Annotated in this window: 12 protein-coding genes; 9 read left to right on the top strand and 3 right to left on the bottom strand. The window is 60.8% G+C overall.

Annotation, left to right across the window (positions count from 1 at the left end):
• Positions 1–51 precede the first annotated feature (51 nt).
• Positions 52–207: a chlorophyll a/b-binding protein gene (locus tag NW808_RS00350; RefSeq protein ID WP_414395779.1), complete on the bottom strand. Its 156-nt coding sequence runs from the start codon at positions 205–207 to the stop codon at positions 52–54.
• A 526-nt stretch (positions 208–733) separates the two neighbouring features.
• Here NW808_RS00350 and NW808_RS00345 point away from each other — a divergent pair.
• From NW808_RS00345 to carA, 9 genes are all read left to right on the top strand, one after another.
• Positions 734–955: a photosystem I reaction center subunit IV gene (locus tag NW808_RS00345; protein WP_414395781.1), complete on the top strand. Its 222-nt coding sequence runs from the start codon at positions 734–736 to the stop codon at positions 953–955.
• Positions 956–969: 14 nt separating this feature from the next.
• Positions 970–1,803 (top strand): DNA-formamidopyrimidine glycosylase, encoded by an 834-nt coding sequence (locus NW808_RS00340; protein WP_414410406.1) that lies wholly within the window; start codon positions 970–972, stop codon positions 1,801–1,803.
• Positions 1,804–1,839: 36 nt separating this feature from the next.
• A complete protein-coding gene (locus NW808_RS00335) occupies positions 1,840–2,436 on the top strand; it encodes a pentapeptide repeat-containing protein (protein ID WP_414406267.1) in 597 nt (198 codons plus the stop codon).
• A gap of 86 nt (positions 2,437–2,522) precedes the next feature.
• Positions 2,523–3,119, top strand: coding sequence for a response regulator transcription factor (locus NW808_RS00330; RefSeq protein ID WP_414419907.1), 597 nt, complete (start codon positions 2,523–2,525; stop codon positions 3,117–3,119).
• Between the two features lie 120 nt (positions 3,120–3,239).
• On the top strand, positions 3,240–10,409 hold the full coding sequence (hpsA, locus tag NW808_RS00325) for a hormogonium polysaccharide biosynthesis protein HpsA (RefSeq protein WP_414419906.1): 7,170 nt from the start codon (positions 3,240–3,242) through the stop codon (positions 10,407–10,409).
• Between the two features lie 57 nt (positions 10,410–10,466).
• The gene (locus NW808_RS00320) at positions 10,467–11,192 is read left to right on the top strand and encodes a prepilin-type N-terminal cleavage/methylation domain-containing protein (protein WP_414419905.1); all 726 of its coding nucleotides are present in this window, start codon (positions 10,467–10,469) and stop codon (positions 11,190–11,192) included.
• A gap of 70 nt (positions 11,193–11,262) precedes the next feature.
• Entirely contained in the window at positions 11,263–12,396 is a 1,134-nt protein-coding gene (locus NW808_RS00315; protein WP_414419904.1) for a type II secretion system protein J, read from the top strand.
• 5 nt (positions 12,397–12,401) lie between these two features.
• Positions 12,402–12,962 (top strand): Tfp pilus assembly protein FimT/FimU, encoded by a 561-nt coding sequence (locus tag NW808_RS00310; RefSeq protein ID WP_414419903.1) that lies wholly within the window; start codon positions 12,402–12,404, stop codon positions 12,960–12,962.
• Positions 12,963–13,040: 78 nt separating this feature from the next.
• Complete coding sequence (gene carA / locus NW808_RS00305; RefSeq protein ID WP_414419902.1) at positions 13,041–14,240, top strand: glutamine-hydrolyzing carbamoyl-phosphate synthase small subunit; 1,200 nt, start codon at positions 13,041–13,043, stop codon at positions 14,238–14,240.
• Here carA and NW808_RS00300 read toward each other — a convergent pair.
• Both NW808_RS00300 and NW808_RS00295 read right to left on the bottom strand, forming a co-directional pair.
• Complete coding sequence (locus tag NW808_RS00300) at positions 14,229–15,752, bottom strand: UDP-N-acetylmuramoyl-L-alanyl-D-glutamate--2,6-diaminopimelate ligase (protein ID WP_414419901.1); 1,524 nt, start codon at positions 15,750–15,752, stop codon at positions 14,229–14,231. The genes carA and NW808_RS00300 overlap by 12 nt on opposite strands.
• A 52-nt stretch (positions 15,753–15,804) precedes the next feature.
• Positions 15,805–17,574, bottom strand: a complete 1,770-nt coding sequence (locus NW808_RS00295; RefSeq protein ID WP_414419900.1) for an ABC transporter ATP-binding protein — start codon at positions 17,572–17,574, stop codon at positions 15,805–15,807.
• Positions 17,575–17,578: the final 4 nt, after the last annotated feature.

The raw sequence follows: 17,578 nt of genomic DNA, 5'->3' as shown, positions 1-17,578 counted from the left end.
AAAGAGCCTGCTCCACGGCAGGCTTGATCTGGTGCTAGGGCCTGAGGGGGATCACTGAATTAGACCTAGCCAGGAGGCGACGCCTTGGCCCGTTACCGCTTCAATAACGATGGCCAGCACAAAGCCAATCATGGCTGCGCGGCCGTTGAGGCGCTCGGCGTACTCGTTAAAGCCAAACTTGGGCTCAGACAGGTTGGGGTTGGACATGGAAACCTCCACAAGCGGCACCTGCCCTTCAGTATACTTTGCATTTCTTCACGATCGCAACCTCAGCCGCTTCTCGCCTTAGGGGCTAGGCTTTGCCTTCCCTGTTACAAAAATTCGGAAATCGCAGCCTTCTTGCCGACTAGGGATCTCCTCTAGTCCTTGATTCACCGGACAATTGGCCACTTTGTGGCATAACCAACCTTCTGCCTTGACGTAGATGGGCTGAGCTAGTAGGCTAGCCGGTACATCTTCTTGCTTCTTGAGTAGGCGTTTTGCCTAGGCTAAAGTTGGCTCCGTCTTTAGCCGGTGTGCCTTAGGTGGGCAAGGAGCACCTACCTGCAGCTCGCGGGGAAGTTACGCCTGTGGAGATCCCTCTGGCGGGGTGGTAGGGGTGGACTCTGCCACTAGCCACGGGTCGCTGAAGCAGGAAGAAAGCCTCAACGCCGAGCGAAAGTCTGCTTTTGCCCGGGGTTGTATAAGTCTTTCAGAGCGGTAATCTGAAGGGCAGGTAATGGAGAGAACCTCTATGGCGATTCAGCGCGGTGCCAAAGTCCGTGTCTTGCGGAAAGAATCCTACTGGTATCGGGATGTGGGGACGGTTGCGGCAGTGGATACCAGCGGCATTCTCTACCCGGTGATCGTCCGCTTTGACAAGGTTAACTACTACAACATCAACACCAACAACTTCCGCGAAGACGAGCTGGAAGTGGTGGAGGAGCCCAAGCCCAAAGCCGCTTCCAAAAAGTAAACCCAAGCCCTCCCGTGCCCGAGCTGCCGGAGGTTGAAACCGTCAGGCGGGATCTGCAGTGCCTGACTCTTGGCCTGCGCATCCTGGCGGCAGAAGTGCTTCTTCCTCGCACCCTGGCCTACCCCGGCCAAGAGGAGTTTGTGCGGGGGCTGGCTGGCGCCTATTTGACCCAGTGGCGGCGTCGGGGCAAGTATCTTCTGGGATCCCTGGACTCCGGAGCGGTTCTCGGCGTGCACCTAGGCATGACGGGGCAGTTGCTCTGGGTTCAGGGATCCGCGCCTTTGCCAGCCCATACCCGGGTTCGACTGCGCCTGGAGCAGGGGTGGGAGCTGCGCTTTGTGGACCCGCGTACCTTTGGCCAGATGTGGTTGGTGCCTGCCGGGGTGGAGCCGGAGGCGGTGATCACGGCTTTGCAGAGGCTGGGGCCAGAGCCGTTTTCGCCCGCCTTTTCAGAAACCTATTTCCAAGCCGCCTTGCGGAAAAGCCGCCGCCCCATCAAAGCCGCCCTGCTGGATCAGTCGCTGCTAGCGGGAGTGGGCAACATCTACGCCGACGAAGCCCTGTTTTTGAGCGGCATCCACCCCTTGACACCTGCCTCGCAGCTTTCCGACGCTGCCAAGAGCCGCCTGCGAGAAGCCTTGATCCGGGTGTTGCAAGCGGGGCTGGAGCAGCGGGGCACCACCCTGCGCGATTACCGGGATCTGCGGGGGCTCAACGGCAACTACCAGGGTCAGGCGTGGGTATATGGTCGAGAAGGGGATCCCTGTCGCCTGTGTGGCACCCCGATTCAGCGGATCAAGCTGGCAAGCCGCTCAGCTTACTTTTGCCCCCACTGCCAGCCGCCTTGAGGGCAGACCTCTGGTGAACGGTTCCCCGTGAAGAAGATGGCCTGGCCTCGGTCTTGGGGCAGTCTCAGTCTCCTCGCCCTGTGGGGGATGGGGATCCCGGCACCTCCAGCTTTTGCCCAACTGGAGCTTGAGGCCCAACTGGGTCGATCCCAAGTCGTTCTTCCTGGCCGAGATTGCCCCGCCTGCGATCTGACGGGAGCCGTACTGGCGGGAGTGGATTTGCGGGGGGCCAACCTGAAAGAAGCCATCCTCAAGCAGGCCAATCTACAAGCTGCCAACCTCTCCCAGGCCATCCTCAACTTGGCCGACTTGCGCGGCGCCAACCTGAGCAGCGCGGATCAGGGGGGAGCCTTTTTGTGGGAAGCGGATCTCAGCCGAGCCAACCTGCAGCAGGCCAATCTCACAGGGGCCAATCTTCAGGTAGCTAACCTCAGCGAAGCCGATTTGCGCGGGGCTGTTCTTGCCGGCGCCGACCTGACGAGAGCCAACCTGCGCCAGGCCGATCTGCGCGGGGCCGACCTGCGGGGAGCTTTTCTGGAAGAAGCCGATCTGACCGGTGCCCTGTACAATGCTCAGACCCGGTTGGATCCCACCTTCAACCCCAAGACCCGCGGCATGGTCTTTGTAAAATAGCTCCTCTCCAGGCTGGGGGTGAGGGCACTTTATTGGGGATCCCTCTTTTGGGCAGATTAAGTTGTGCCCTCTTCCTCCGGGATCCTATGATTTCTCCTGTGCGCGTGCTCATTGCCGACGACCATCCTCTGTTTCGGCTAGGGATGAGGTTTGCCCTGGAAGCCCAGGGGTTTGTGGTGGTAGCCGAGGCCGAGACCGGATCCCAGGCTGTTGAGTACTGCCGCCACCACCCCGTCGACGTGGCCCTTTTGGATGTGCGCATGCCTGGTGGGGACGGGATCGCTGCCTGCCAGCAGATTGTCGAGCTGGGCCTGCCGGTGGTGGTGGTGATGATGACGACTTTTCACGAGCCGGCCCTAATCGAAGCAGCGCGGCGGGCGGGGGCCAAAGGCTACCTCTCCAAAGAAACCGAGCCGGCGGAATTGGCCCGCGTTATCCGCCAGATCTTAGCCAACCCCGACCACGACTGGCTGCCCGCCCCCCAGGAGCTGCCCAGGCTTACCCCCCGCGAGCTATGCGTGCTGCAACTGATGAAGGAGGGCCTAGCCAACAAACAAATTGCTCGCCGCCTTGGCATTAGCGTCGAAACCGTGAAAGAGTACGCCAGCGCTGTCTACCGCAAGTTGGACGCCACCGACCGCGTCACCGCCCTGCTCAAAGCGCAGCAACTGGGGATTTTGTAAAAGCTTGGGAATCCTGAAAAGAGCAGGCTGTCCCTTCCCCCCACCCGTGGGGATGGCTGAGACTCGGGATCCCTTGCATACTGTTGCTATCTTGGCACTCGCATACTCCGGGATACAGCCATGTCTGCTCCTTCCCCGCTGTTGCTCAAACTTGTCCTGCGCTTGCTCAGCTCTCTGAAGATCCCGGTGGATCGGGGCAGGATCCGCGAGCGCGGCTTTGTGCTGCCAGTGGCGATTTTAATCGTGCTGGTGCTGAGCTTGGTAACGGTGGGGTTGCTCACTCGATCTACCCAGCGCACCATCCAAACCCAGGTGGAGCGGGCGGAGCAGACGGTTAGCCGACAACTGAATGCCGCCATCGACCGGGCGCGGGCCAAGATCGACAACCTGATTCGGGATCGCCGCCTGCCTGTCAGTGCTCCCACTGATGAGCAATTCACCTCTGCCCTGCTCAACGATGGCGCATTGGTGCCTGCAGAGCCCTCGGATCCCTATACCCTTCCCGATGAGCGGCGCTTTTTGCTGAACTACAGCGCCCTTGTTCCGGATCCCCAGAATCCGAGCCGGAGAATTGAAGTGCAGCGGCAAGCCCCAGTCTGGTGGTTCTTGGTGGATACCGACAACAACGGGATCGACGACTCCGTTACCGCCTACACCATTCTGTACAACCGCCGAGCGCCGGTTACGGGGCAAACGAACCTCCAGGACTTTCAGGAAAACATTTCCGATACTGAGCGGGCGCGGCGGCTGCTGATCCGCAGTGGGCCACTGCAGGGTTCGGCCTTGGCGGGGTGTACCGATTCTCCGGCTGAACAGACGGTCAACCCCAACGTGGGGGATTGGTTCCAGGTCGGCACGGCGCTGTACAAGCCCTTCCAGGTCTTTGCCGTCACCCTGCCGATTCAAGGCGCCGACTCCACCACCCGCGCCGTTTCGGCTTTGCAATTTCAGCAAGATCGGCGGCGGGATCTGCTCAACAAGTGGGGGGTCTTTAGCCGCGGCGATGTAGAGTTCTTCTTCACCCCCGGCTACAACTGGAACGGCGCCATCTACGCTGGGGGCAGCCTCTTTTTCCGGTATGGCTCCAACAACTTGTTCCGGGCTTTCGCCATCAGCTCGGAGCACTCCTGCTTCTACATGCCCGCTGACAACTCTGAGATCACTGCCTTTGGAGAGCTGGTGGCAGGGGCCATTGGCTACGCCGGCCAGCAGGTGAGCGACAACCTCATCTTCGATGCCCACCCCGGTGTGCCAGGTAGGGCACCTAGTACGTCCCGTCTGGATAACCTCAACTCTGATTCAGTTCAGAACGATGCAGATCCGGAAAAGATAGCTCTGGATCCGCTGGAGCTCCAGCTTTTTGGCCGCATTCGCACCCGCGGAACCTATGCACCGGATCCAAGGGGATGGTCGGACTCCCCAATTAATGCCAAGCAGGGAGGACGAGTTAAAGCCGGTGGCTTTCAATCAGAAAGAGACCAGGTCTGCCCTCCCTATGTAGACGATGTCTATCGGGCCGACAACCGCTTTGGCCCCAAGGCCAGCTACGACCGTCCACCAGCCAACCCTGTTCCGGGGAAGGGCTGTGACGTGGACACTTTTGCGCAAAAGTATCGTGCCAAGGCCGGTGATCCCATCCCTGCCGACGCCAGGAACGACCAAGGGGAATCTCTGACCGAGGACAACCCTCCCCCAGGGGCCCTTGCCGAAGTGGGGCTGGATGGCTACTGGGAGCGGCGGGCCCGTGTGGAGGGCTTGCGGGTGATTGTGGGGCAGCGCCTGGAGCTAACCCGCACCGATTCTTTGCCTTTGCCTCTGGTGCCGCCCGGGGATCCCGAGGACCCCACCAAGCTGCAGGCCATTTTCATCAGCAACGAGGCGCGGCAACGGCTAACGCTACGGGATAACCCAGCGGCAGTGCAGGCCACGGCCGTTTACCACTACAGCCATGAGCAGGGGCGCTTTCCCATTGCTTGCCTGGCCACGGTAGCCCACCCCGGCTCTCCCTGGAGCTTGCAGCGGGCTTCCACCTTCCCTACCGGCGACCAGCGCACTCAACTGGGCATCAACTTCTTTACTGGAGAGGGCACCAACGTTTGGGAGTATGACCCCGAGCCGATGCGGGAGCAACTGCGGCCTGGCACTCCTTTGTGGACGGCGCTCACCAACCTGGCCAATTTTGCTGGCGATCCCGACGGGGCCTACCCACCTAAGCAAGAGCTGGGCCGCATTCATCCGGATCCGTTCATCACCGCCTTTGGCAACTTCTCCGAGCTGCGGCGGGTTATTGATATCGTCAACCGAGGCACCTCTGTTGACCAATTGAGCCTGGCCGACCAAACCACCCTGCAAACGGCAGGCTGCATGTTGGGCATGCTGGCCGACAACATGCTCCGCATTGAGGCGGCTGCCAATGCCGGGAATCCAGCGGCTCAAACCCTCTGGAACGACATTCAAGCCAGCCGAGCTGGGAACCGAGAGGCGGCCAATCGGTTTTATCTGCCGCTGCGCTACATCTTCCCGACCACCAGTTTCAACCAGACGGATACCCTGGAAACGGAGCGGCGCAACGCTTACTCCTTCCTTCCGAGCACAGTCAGCTATCAGGCTGTAACCAACTTAAACGAGGTTGCTCTGGAGCCCCGTTCTGGAATTGGCAACTGGGCTTTGCCCCATGCCCTAGCCAATTGCACTGCTGCTGGCCCCAATAGCAACCAATTTGATCTCATTCGGATTGGTGACCAGTGCTTCCGCGTGCCCTTTAAGGATTCCGTCTTTTACGATGGCCGCGAGGCAATGGCGGTGCGGGCCCTCAACATCGACCTGGCCCTGCTGACCAACAACGTCAACGGACAGGTCAACGGGTTGATCAACGGAGATACTTGGCTGCCTGCCGGCATTGGCGAGAACCGAGAAGGGGGGATTTTCTACGCCTTCCGGGAAGATGCGGTACGGGAGGATGCCATTGCCCGCCCACCCTTGGGCACTTTTGATAACTACCTAACCAGCTGGCGCAACGCAAACGCCCGCGGCACTTTGGGCAGCGCTGGCGTTATGAACGCCGGTCAGCCGAATCGAGGCACGGCCAATGGCCAAACGGTCTGGGATCCCCCTGTTTCCGATGCCGGACTTAGCCCTAAGCCGGTGGACTACTACGCGGATCCGGATCGGCGGCCCTACGGCTTCCGGCTGCGCAACGGGGCGGTGCTGGCCCGCGGCGGGTTCAACCCTGATGACGCGATCTTTGGCTTGTCTTTTATTTCCGATAACCCCGTCTATATCCAGGGGGACTTTAACCTGCACCAGACGAGGAACGGGCAGCGGCTGGAGGAGTTCACAACTCTCCTCAACTTCGGGGCGGATGGCCTCTACAGAAACTTCTACGGGCGGCTCCGGAGGGATGAAGACCGGCGCTTTGCTCGGGCGGCGGAGGATCTTTGGCGGCCCAGCGAGGTCTTGGGCGACTCGGTGAACATCCTCTCTGCCGATTTCTGCGATGGCAGCATTGATGATGCCTTTGTCCAGGATGGCACCCTCAATGGCGGCGGCGTTAACTACAACCCCGGGCAGGACTACAACGGTGGGCGGGCATCAGCCCCTCGGCGGTGGGATTACTACGGCTGTCTCAGGGGTGAGAACGGCAGGGATAACCTGGGATTCAACACCTCCTTCCTCAACCAGGCCCTGGTAATCCGCGGCAACAACTGGCCGGCTCCGGATCCCAACAGAGATGGTGCTGGGGTTCTGCGCTTCGACAACACGAACGGGGCCCAGAACCTGGGCGACAACCTCAACCAGCCGGGTTGGCCGGATGTGTTTGCCCGCGACACCATTCTGGCTCCCTTCAACAACGCCGATTCGGATCCCAATAACGATGACAGAACGGCGGGCGGTGGCGTGCCGGCAGTGCGGCCCTTGCGGGCACCCGATACGGGCTATGCCAACTTTGGGGTGCGCATCTCGGCTTTGGGCAACCCGGTGCTGGATACCTCCCGCTGGGTGCTGGTGGCTCCCCTTGGACCTTGCCCGCCTCCGGGTGGTGGTGGCCTGCTGGCCGAGTACTACAACGGCTGGCTGACCAGCCCGCAGAACCGGTACAACCGCAACACAGGGTTTGCCACCAGCGGAGCTGTAGGCCCCCTGGACGGAGACGCTCAAAGGGACAACCTGCCCTACCTGCGGGCAGTGCGCTGGCCGGATCCGGTGTTCCCGGCGCAAGGCGTGCCCGATGCCCTTGGTCAGTTTAACAACGGCTTTACCAGCAGTGCTCACACTTGCCCCACGACCAACTTGGACAGCGCCAACAATGACCAACGCTGGGCCTGCGTGCGCAATGCTATCGATAACCCGACCAACCTAGCCCCCTTTGCCCGCAGCGGCAGCGGTTTCCCTTGGTGGGGAGGCTTCCAGTACTTTTTCGGCAGCAGCACATCGCTGAACTCCAACTCTCCCTTCAAGCGGCGGCTGTATGACGACTCTAAGTGCAACGGGTCTTTGGCGGACATTCGGGAGCCCCTTTGCCGCTTGTCGGCGCCAGCTGGCACCCCAGATCGACGGGATCGCGGCGATTGGTTCTGGATGCCCAGTTGTGGGGAGCCCGATGGCAACAACAGCCTGCCGGACCTGCCCATCGACGCGGATGACCTCAACTTTCCAAGTCACTTCAACTTCCTGCGCTCCTGCTGGCGGCGTAGAAGTGGGGGCGGGCCAAATGGCAACAACAACGGCAACGACTTTTTCGTGGTGCGCTGGGTAGGGGAGCTGTATCCGCGTTGGCCGGGCTTGCAGACCTACCGCATTTTCGAGGGCGACGACGGCGTGCGGCTGATCATTCGGCGGCGGGACGGCTCCGATGCCACTTTCGAGAACCGCGGAGTTTGGAACGGAACTCCCCTCAACCTAGGGCCAAACGCAGCAGGGGCCGAAGCCTGGCAAGATGGCGGCGCCAACGAGGTTGCCCTGCGATTGGAGCTGGAGTGCGCGGATCCAAGCCAGCCCTCGCCCTACTTAATAGAGATCCAAACTTACGAAAATACCGGCAACGCCCGGCTACGCTTTGCTACCCGCGATGACAGTGAGTGGGAAGACTACGACCTGCGCTACCTAAAGCCGCTGCCGCCGGTCAACAAGCCATGCCAGCCGGATCCTCAGAAGACTCTTGAGTCTAACCAAGCGTATTGCAAGACCTGCGATCCCATCTGGAATCCCCCCTGCCCGACCAATATCTGTCAGTCTGTAACCATTACCCAAACAGCAAGGTTGCCTGATGGCTGCCCAGGCCAGCCACCAACACCTCGACGGGTTACCTGCCAACCTCCGAGGACCTGCGGTGCTTGGTCTGAATGGACTCCTGAGTGTACGGTGGCCAACGGTGGCACCAGAGTCACCCAAACTCGCAGCCGCACCTGCACAGTGGTAGCTTGCGGAACCAGCTACACCGAGACGCAATCCCAAACGGTCGACTGCCCGCAGACTTGCAACTACGACTGGGGCCCTTGGTCACCGGCCAGTTGCGATGAGGTCATCGACCAGATCGCCTGCGGCACAACCAGAACGTTTACCCAAACCCGGAGGGGCACCCTCATCGCCAGCACCAGCAGCCCAACCTGTGAGGACACTGCAACGGAGACCCGACCTTTGCGCTGTCAAGGTCGGCCTTGCGGGTCGAGCACCTTTGCCCCAGAAACTCGTTCTAAGAGCCCCTTGGGCGAGTGGATGGCAGCCAAGCCCAACACGGTGGAGCTGCGCCCTGTTCAGGAAGTGCAGGCGGATCCGGAGCTCGAGACAGTCAGCGTGCACAGTGTGGCCAAGGCTTCTACTGAAGGTGTAACCATCGCCCTGGAGCCGCAGCTCTCGCCAGTGCTAGAGGTGAAAGCAGGGGTGCCCAAGCCGCCCAAGTGGCTTAGCCCTGCTGAGGCTTTGCGGGCAGCCTTCGATTGGATGTTTGGCGAGCCGGCTCATGCTGCCCGCGCTGGCTTGAGGGGCAACCTGCTCTCCACTCAAATTGCCAACCCCAGCAGAGAGCCAGGTATCCGCCCTGCCGAGAGCGGTGCTCCACCACTTTCTGCAAATCCTGCTCGAGGCACAGACGACTGGGCCCGGCAACTGCGGCGGCGATTGCTCAATCCCAATGGAACTGTTCGCTGTGACTCAGAAGAAAAGGTCACTCCCACCGACGGTGGCTTCTGGGTACCGGGGGTGTTTCGCCCCAACTTCAACGACCGCTTCAAGTACACCGCCTACACCGGTGACAGCCGCCCCAGCACTTTGCGCTTTGAGGACAAAAACGGCAACGATCAACCGGATCCGGATGAGATTCGAGATCGGGATCCGCTGTTTGGGTTGGATCTGGTTCCTGAGCCTCCCGGCAACCCCATTCAGCTAGAAATTCAGCCGCAGATGGCGCTCAACCCTTACGCCCGCGTCAATAAAAGCGCCGCGACCCAAGCCTACACTCCCGCGTCCAAGTATGCGGACGGATACTACATTAACCACAAGGGCAGTGAAGATATCCGCAATGGCCTGTGCTTCTACGTCAAGCCCAACGGCAGCACCATCCAGGTGCAAATTGACTTCAACGGTGGCGCAGGTGGCAGTAATGACGACTTGAAGTGGGTGGATGTGGAGCCCTTCACCCTGGACCTGAACAAGCCCACCACTGGCTTTGCTGGGGACAACCCGGTGCTGGGGGTAATCCTGGATGAGGTGACCCGTCGGCCCATTCCCATTCCCCGCTTCCAAGAGCTGGCTTCAACCGATGTGGACCAGCGCCGCCGCAACGACACTGGCGAAAACAACCATCAACTGCAGCCAGCTAGGGAAACGCGGGTGAATGCCACTGCCATCAGCGGCACCCTGCCCTCGCGGCTGCATCAAGCTGCTGGTGGCATGCATAACTTCCTGCGCCTCAACGAGCTGTGGAAGGATATCAACCTCTTCTTCAGCGGCTCGATGATCCAGCTCAACTACAGCACCTATGCCACCGGCCCCTTCCTGCAGCACAGCTTCGAGCCGCCCAGCCTAGTGTCAGATCCAACCTTTGTGCGGGGCTTCGACTACTACTTCCCGCCCAATCGCCGCTTCGGCTATGACGTGGGCTTGCAAATTGCCCGCCGCCCCGGCCCTGTGTCGTCCCGCTTCCAATTCCCCTCCAACACGCGCACCGAGTTCTTGCGGGAGCTAGATCCACAAGATCCGTACGTGCGGCGGCTGCGCTGCGCACTCCAGAATCAGCCGGGTGTGCAGTTGGATCCGTCTGCCCGGATTGGTGGCTGCGAGGAGTTTAACTGATACTGACCTGGCCGGTCAGGGGCAGATTTAGGGTAGGGGCAGAAGAGGGAGGGATCCATGAACAAGTGGCGGCTTTGGAAGCAACACCAAGCGGAGGGTTTCACCCTCATTGAAGTCTTGGCTTCGGTCGTCCTCGTGGCCCTGGCCATGGTCGCCCTGGCCCCTACCCTCACGGTGATTGCCTACCGGCGCGCCATGAGCGAGCGGGTGGAGCTGGCCAACCGCCTGGCCCAGGAAGAGGTAGACCGCATCCGCACTCTGGTGGATATCGAGCTGGCTGCCAACCCTCGCGCTTTTCAGGATCGGGCTCAACTGGCCCGTCTGCCCAAGGTGGGAGCCAACCCGCTGGCAAATACCCCACCTCCTACCGATATGGACACAGAGGGGAACAACTATTCCATTCGCGTGGCTCGGGTTCAAGTGCCGGGGCGTAACCCTGAAGAATACGTCATCCAAACCTTCCGCGACGCAGGGGCACCTTGCATCGACCGCCGTGAAAACAGGGTCATTGAGGGGGTGCCCTGCAGCTTTCTCATGGGGGTGAGGGTTTACCACCGCTTTTCTTTTGATCCAAACACTCGCCGAGCGCTGCCTGGCTTGAGGAGGGAGGTGGTTTCGGCTAACCAGAACTTGGCCAATGCCGATGTCTGGCTCTTTCCACTAGCCACCTCCTTTGTAGAAGTTAACCCTGCTGCCAACTTGGGGGATGTTTGCCGGCAGATAGCCATTGCCAGACGCGAGAATCCCAACCAGAGGTGCCAGGCTTTCCCCTTGCCTAACTGACCTGCTGTACCCTGAGGTAGAGCCTAAGTTCCTTCCTGCAAAACCTGTTGAAAGATGGAGGTGTTGGCCTGTGTTGATCTTTCGCCGCCAAGCCAGCAGAGGGTTTACCCTCATTGAGCTGTTGGTCTCACTGCTGGTTGCCTCCATCTTTCTCCTGGCCACCGCGATGATTGTCATCGAGACGATGCGGCTGGATCGGGAAGAGACGGGCCGCACCCAGGTGCAGGCGGAGCTGACCCAAGCCATGGAATACATCCGGCAGGATTTGGCGGAGGCTCTTTACATTTACAACGACACTGAGCAGAACCCACAGCAACCTGATCGACTTGGGGACAGGATCCCGGATGTCATTCAACGGCTCTACGCGCCGGGCTGGATCCGCCGACCCGATGACGCTATCCCGGTTGTTGCCTTTTGGAAGTTGGAGCCGATCCCGCAGGGATGCTACGAGGGCAACCCCACCTTGCAAGATATTCGAAGAGGCAATGCTACCCTACCAGCCCAGCCACCTCCCGAGTTTCCGCGCGATCAGAACGGTAGAAATGCGGATTGGGACACTCTTGTCAGCCGCCGCGGCATCTACACCCTGGTGGTGTACTACCTACGCCGCAACTACAACAACGCCGGCAACCCAACGGGGGGCACTCCCTGGGAAGGCAACGCGCGGATCGACCGTTTTGAGTTGCGACCCTTCAACACTGAGGGTCAAAATAACTGCGCCGGGCGCAGCCCGTTCTTTGTTGAGGATCCCGATCCGTTCCGAGATGGTTTCCTTGCTTGGCCTTCCGAGCAAGCTCGAGCGCGCCAAATCCCCATTGCCGGCAGGACAGATGGCCCCCGCCTGACAACTCTGGTCTCCAACATCTTCAGCAGCCGAGAGGGAAGTCCGCAGGTTGCGCCCGCTTGCCCGCAGGGCTATGCCTTTGGCGGCGGCAAGCCCAACGGCGTCACCTTCTCAGGGCTGGGAGATAACCAAAACGACGTGGGCTTCCATGTCTGCGTGCGGCAAAGCGTCGGCGCTGACCGACCGCAGGATGTGATCATCAACATCACCGCCACGGCCATGGAGCGGGCCAACCCTGGCCTTTTCCGTCGCTACATCCGAGATGCCACCAGCGTCGATATCTCGGAGGTGTCGCGCTACTTGCTGCCAATGCAAACACGGGTTCTTGCCCGCGGTGTTATCAACCGTCAGCTCTCCTAGGGGGAATGTCCACCATGTTGGCCTTGGAGAAAAAAGCAATTGGCCGAGCTCAGCCTTTTCGATCCCGGGGCTTTACGCTGACAGAAGTCCTAGCGGTGGTGGTCATCATCGGCATTCTGGCCGTGCTGGCGGTTCCTTCTGGGATCAACATCTGGGCGCGGATCCAACTGGAGGATGCCCAAAACAAGGTGGAGCGAGCCTTGCGCACCGCCCGCACTAACGCCAAAGCCTCTCTCCAAGGTCGTGCTTGGGTGGTTGGGATCGACAATGCGGATCCAAGGGTTCCCACGCTAGTGATCCAAGACGAGGAAGGCCGTTGCGATGAGCCTACTCCCTGTCAGCGGGTGCGCCTGAATAACTTTGTAACGGTACGCAACAACTTCCCTGATGGCAGAGCTGTTTTCGACTCGGAAGGGCGAGCGCGTCAGCTAGGACGCTTTGTGGTCAGCAGCACCTACTCTCAGGGAGAAAACCGCTGCGTGGTGGTGAGCACTTTGATCGGCACTCTTCGCAAGGACAACAATCCGGAGTGTGGCAATGTAACCAGCGAGCCAGAGGAAGGATAGCTGGGGTAGGATGGTCAGGCCGTGGCTTAAAGGTTGCCAGGCTCCTGTCCTGTCCTAAGCTGCCGTAGGTCATTGGCTATGCTTACCTCTTCCCCAACTCTTGAAGCTCCAGAAAAAGTCTTCCCCTGGCAAGCTCGTCAGCCGGCTCTGCTGGTGCTGGCGGATGGCACTTCCTTTGCCGGCTGGTCTTTTGGGGCGCTGGGCACGGCGGTGGGTGAGGTGGTGTTCAACACGGGCATGACCGGCTACCAGGAGGTGATGACCGATCCCAGCTACCGGGGGCAGATCGTTACTTTTACCTGCCCTGAGCTGGGAAACACCGGAGTCAATGAGCTGGATCAAGAATCGGCCCGGCCCCAGGTCGCGGGAGTGATTGCCCGCAACGTGTCGCGCCTAGCTAGCTCCTGGCGAGCCACGGGGACACTGCCTGACTACCTCAAACAGCACGGGATCCCGGCCATTGCCGGGGTGGATACGCGGGCTTTGACGCGGCGGCTGCGCTCCCAGGGGGTGATGAATGGAGCTCTCTCGACCGAGATCCTGGACCCGCAGGCGTTGCTGGAGCGGGTGCGCCAAGCCCCTTCGATGCAGGGGCTGAGCCTGGTGGCAGAGGTTACAACCCCCAAGCCTTACGAGTGGCTGGAGCCCACCCCTGCCGACTGGGACTATGGCTGCAGCCAAGGGATCCCGGTCCCAGATCCCCCCTTGCGGGTGGTGGCGCTAGATTTTGGCATCAAGCGCAATATCTTGCGCCGCCTAGCTCGCTACGGCTGCCGGGTGGTGGTGTTGCCGGCCCACGCCACTCCTGAGGAGATCTTGAGTTACAGCCCCGACGGGATCCTTCTCTCCAACGGGCCTGGGGATCCGGCGGCAGAGACCACGGCCATCCGCACCGCCCAGGCGCTGCTGCAAAGCGGGAAGCCCTTGTTTGGGATTTGCCTGGGCCACCAGATCCTCAGCCTAGCCCTCGGAGGATCCACCTACAAGCTCAAGTTTGGCCACCGCGGCCTCAACCATCCCTGTGGGCTAGAGCGGCAAGTGGAAATCACCAGCCAAAACCATGGGTTTGCAGTAGACGCTGCTTCGATCCCGGCTGAGGACGTGGAGATCACCTACCTCAACTTAAATGACCGCACGGTGGCCGGGATCCGCCACCGCCAGTTGCCCCTCTTTTCGGTGCAGTACCACCCAGAGGCCAGCCCCGGCCCTCACGATGCCGATCACCTCTTCCGCGAGTTTGTGGAGCTGATGCTGCAGCACCGCCGTTTAGCGGGATAGATGGGCTAGACGCAGAGCAAGGGCCTCGCGCGCTTCTTCCCGGTCGTCAAAGGGAATCTTCTCAGTGCCTAGGATCTGGTAGTCTTCGTGGCCTTTACCGGCAATGACCACCGTATCCCCTGGCTGAGCTTCGAGGATGGCTAGACGAATGGCCTGCCGCCGATCCACCTCCACGGCCCAGGGGGCTCCAGGGATCCCAGCCAAGATATCCTGCAGGATTTGTTGGGGATCTTCAGTGCGCGGGTTATCTGAGGTCACGATCACCTGATCTGCCCAGGTGGCGGCAATGCGGCCCATCTGCGGGCGCTTACCCCGGTCGCGATCTCCACCACAGCCAAAGACGCAGATCAGCCGGCCTTGAACTTGCGGGCGCAGCGCCTTGAGCAGGTTTTCCAGCCCATCGGGGGTGTGGGCATAGTCCACGATTACCGTGATGTCCTGCCCTGGCAGGCTCACCCGCTCCATTCGCCCCGGTACCCCGGGAAAACGGGGCAAGGCTGACTGGATGGCCTCAGGGGGGATCCCCAGGTGCAGTGCTACCCCTACCGCCGCCAGCAAGTTGGAAAGGTTGAAGGATCCCACCAGGGGCGCCTCCACGGCAAAGGTGCCCATAGGGGTGTGCAGGGTTGCCTTGAGGCCGGTGGGATGTAGGTGAACTTGGCTGGGCCATAGGCCGGGGATCCCTTCTAGGGGCTTAAGGGAATAGGCCCAGGGCTCCAGAGAGGCTGAAATGGCTCCAAGCAGCCGCCGTCCGCCCGCGTCGTCGGCATTGACCACTGCCCGCCCCTGCAAATACTCTGGCCGGAAGAGAGTGGCCTTGGCCTGCCAGTAGTTCTCCATGCTGCCGTGGAAATCCAGGTGATCTTGGGTGAGGTTGGTCCAGACGGCAGCGGCAAAGGCACAGCCCCACGCCCGATCCTGGGCCAAAGCGTGAGAGCTCACCTCCATCACCGCCACCTCGGCGCCGGCTTCCTTGGCCTGTCTCAGGCTGCGCTGCAGCTCTAGGGGAAACAGGGTGGTGTGGGGTGTAACTTCATAGTGGCCTGGCCAGCGGTTGTAGAGGGTGCCCAGCAGGGCTACAGGACGGCCAGCAGCCTGCAGCAGGTGCTCGATGAGGTGGGTGGTGGTGGTCTTGCCGTTGGTGCCGGTTACCCCCACTAGGGTCAGTTGGCGAGCTGGAAAACCGTAGAAGGCCGCCGCCACCTGGGCCACGGCTTTGTTGAGGCCGACGCGAGGCAAAACCAGAAGGGGCTGACTCCCCCATTCAGCCTCTCCGCTAACCTTCTTCCAAGCCTCCTGGGAAAGAAGGGCCGCTACCGCTCCTCTAGTGAGCGCTTCCCCGACAAACTCGCCGCCATCGACGCGGGATCCCAGCATCCCCAAAAACAGATCCCCCGCCTGCACCTGGCGGGAATCGGCGCAGAGGCCTTTTACCCACACCCCCTCTAGGGATCCCTGGACCAATTGGGGTTGGATTCCGGCCTGTTCTAGCAATTGACCCAGACTTCTCATGCTTTTGCCACTCCCCACCGCTTTGCTGGTTAGGGTAGCTGCTAACTGCAGCCTAGGCCAGGGCCTCCTCCAGCTTTTGCTTAGCCCAGAGGGTAGCGTAGAGCCCCTGCGGGTCGGCCAGCAGCTCGGCATGGGATCCCTGCTGCACAATGCGACCTTTGTCCATGACCCAGATTTGATCTGCCTCCACCGCCACCGTGAGGCGATGGGTGATAAAGAGCACCGTCTTCTGAGCCGTGGCCTGGCGCAGGTGGCGAAGAATGGCCTGGGCGGTCTGGTTGTCCACGCTGGAAAGACAGTCGTCCAAAACCAAGATTGGCGCATCCATTAGCAGAGCCCGGGCGAGAGCTACCCGCTGTCGTTGGCCGCCGGAGAGGGTAATGCCTCGCTCTCCCACCAGCGTGTCGTAGCCCTTGGGAAAGTTGAGGATCTCGGCGTGGATGTGGGCGGCTTTGGCGGCCCATTCCACTTCCCAGTCTTCAGCGTCCGGCTTGCCGTAGCGGATGTTGTCCCGAACCGTGGCGCTGAACAGGAAGCTCTCCTGGGGCACATAGGCGATGGCCCGGCGCAGGGATCTCAGTTGGATCTGGGTGATGTCCTGTCCGTCCAAAAACAGTTGCCCCGGCTGGATCTCCAGCAGGCGAGGAAGGGCATTGGCCAGGGTGGACTTGCCCGCCCCAATTGGCCCCACCACCGCCACCAGTTGGCCCGGCTCGAGACAAAAGTGCAGATCCTGTAGAGCTGGCGCTGGGGATCCTGTGCCGGTGTAGGCAAAAGTTAGACCCCTAGCCTCGATACGTCCCTGCACCTTCTCCAAAAGGAGAGGCAAAGCCTCCGGGGCATCGCGGATGGTGGGCTCTACCCGCAGCAAGGCGTCAATCCGCTCCAGGCTAACCTGGCCTCGCTGGTAGGCGGTAAGGGTAAAGCCCAGCAAAGCGGTGGGAAACACCAGCCGTTCTACGTAGAGGGTGAGCGCCGAGAAATCCCCAATCGTCAGCCGCCCCGCGGCAATCTGGGGCCCGCCCACGGTGAGCAGCAACAACAGGCTGAGGCTAACCAAAGCCACCAGAGAAGGAAACAGCAGGTTGCGGGTGAGGGCCAAGCGCAAATTGGCCTGCAACAAGCGGTCATTGCGGCGACGAAACTCCTGCTGCTCGTGCTCTTCCTGGGCGTACACCTTGATCGAGGTGATGCCGTTTACGTCCTCCTGGATGAGATCGCTGAGATCCGCCAGCTCCTGCTGCACCTGAAGCTGCTCCTGCTGCAGGCGGTTGCTGCTTAACTTCACCAGCACCAGCATCACCGGAAACACCGACAGGGCCAGAGCGCTTAGACGCGGCTCAATAGCAAACATGGCCGGCAGCGTACTGCCGTAGGCAAAGATCGTGTTGGCCAAGTTAAGCAGGGCAAAGCCCAACAGGCGGCGGACATTTTCCACATCGCTGGTGATGCGGGTGAGGATGTCCCCGATGGTCTGCTGGGCAAAAAAATAGGAAGGCTGCAGGGTGAGCAAATGCTCGAAGATGGCCTGCTTGAGGCGAAACTCCACCTGCCGTCCTGCCCCAAACATCCACACCCGCGAGGCAATGCGAATAACCATCATCAGGGTGGAGACACCCAACACCACCAGGGCGTGGAGGGCGATGCGGCTGGGCGCCAGGGTGGCCAGGTTCTGGCTGAGATCATCAACGGCCAGCTTGACATACCAGGGCAGGAACACCCCCAGGCTGTTGACCACCAGCAGGGAGGCAATGCCCAACACCACCTGCTGCCAGTGGGGGCGTAGATAGTGAAGCAACTGTTGCCAGTGGGATCTGGCCACTCAG

Origin of the sequence: Synechococcus sp. W70.1 (genome assembly GCF_047461515.1) — a bacterium.
In the GTDB taxonomy this organism is placed as follows: Bacteria; Cyanobacteriota; Cyanobacteriia; order Thermostichales; family Thermostichaceae; genus Thermostichus.
The sequence above is the reverse complement of the archived record's forward strand: the minus strand, read 5'-3'. Positions and strand labels throughout refer to the sequence as shown.

Excerpts from the sequence above, each read along its gene's own strand:
- NW808_RS00350 (WP_414395779.1), bottom strand. The coding sequence starts at position 207 with ATGTCCAACCCCAACCTGTCTGAGCCCAAGTTTGGCTTTAACGAGTAC.
- NW808_RS00345 (WP_414395781.1), top strand. The coding sequence starts at position 734 with ATGGCGATTCAGCGCGGTGCCAAAGTCCGTGTCTTGCGGAAAGAATCC.
- NW808_RS00335 (WP_414406267.1), top strand. The coding sequence starts at position 1,840 with ATGGCCTGGCCTCGGTCTTGGGGCAGTCTCAGTCTCCTCGCCCTGTGG.
- NW808_RS00330 (WP_414419907.1), top strand. The coding sequence starts at position 2,523 with ATGATTTCTCCTGTGCGCGTGCTCATTGCCGACGACCATCCTCTGTTT.
- hpsA (WP_414419906.1), top strand. The coding sequence starts at position 3,240 with ATGTCTGCTCCTTCCCCGCTGTTGCTCAAACTTGTCCTGCGCTTGCTC.
- NW808_RS00320 (WP_414419905.1), top strand. The coding sequence starts at position 10,467 with ATGAACAAGTGGCGGCTTTGGAAGCAACACCAAGCGGAGGGTTTCACC.
- NW808_RS00310 (WP_414419903.1), top strand. The coding sequence starts at position 12,402 with ATGTCCACCATGTTGGCCTTGGAGAAAAAAGCAATTGGCCGAGCTCAG.
- carA (WP_414419902.1), top strand. The coding sequence starts at position 13,041 with ATGCTTACCTCTTCCCCAACTCTTGAAGCTCCAGAAAAAGTCTTCCCC.
- NW808_RS00300 (WP_414419901.1), bottom strand. The coding sequence starts at position 15,752 with ATGAGAAGTCTGGGTCAATTGCTAGAACAGGCCGGAATCCAACCCCAA.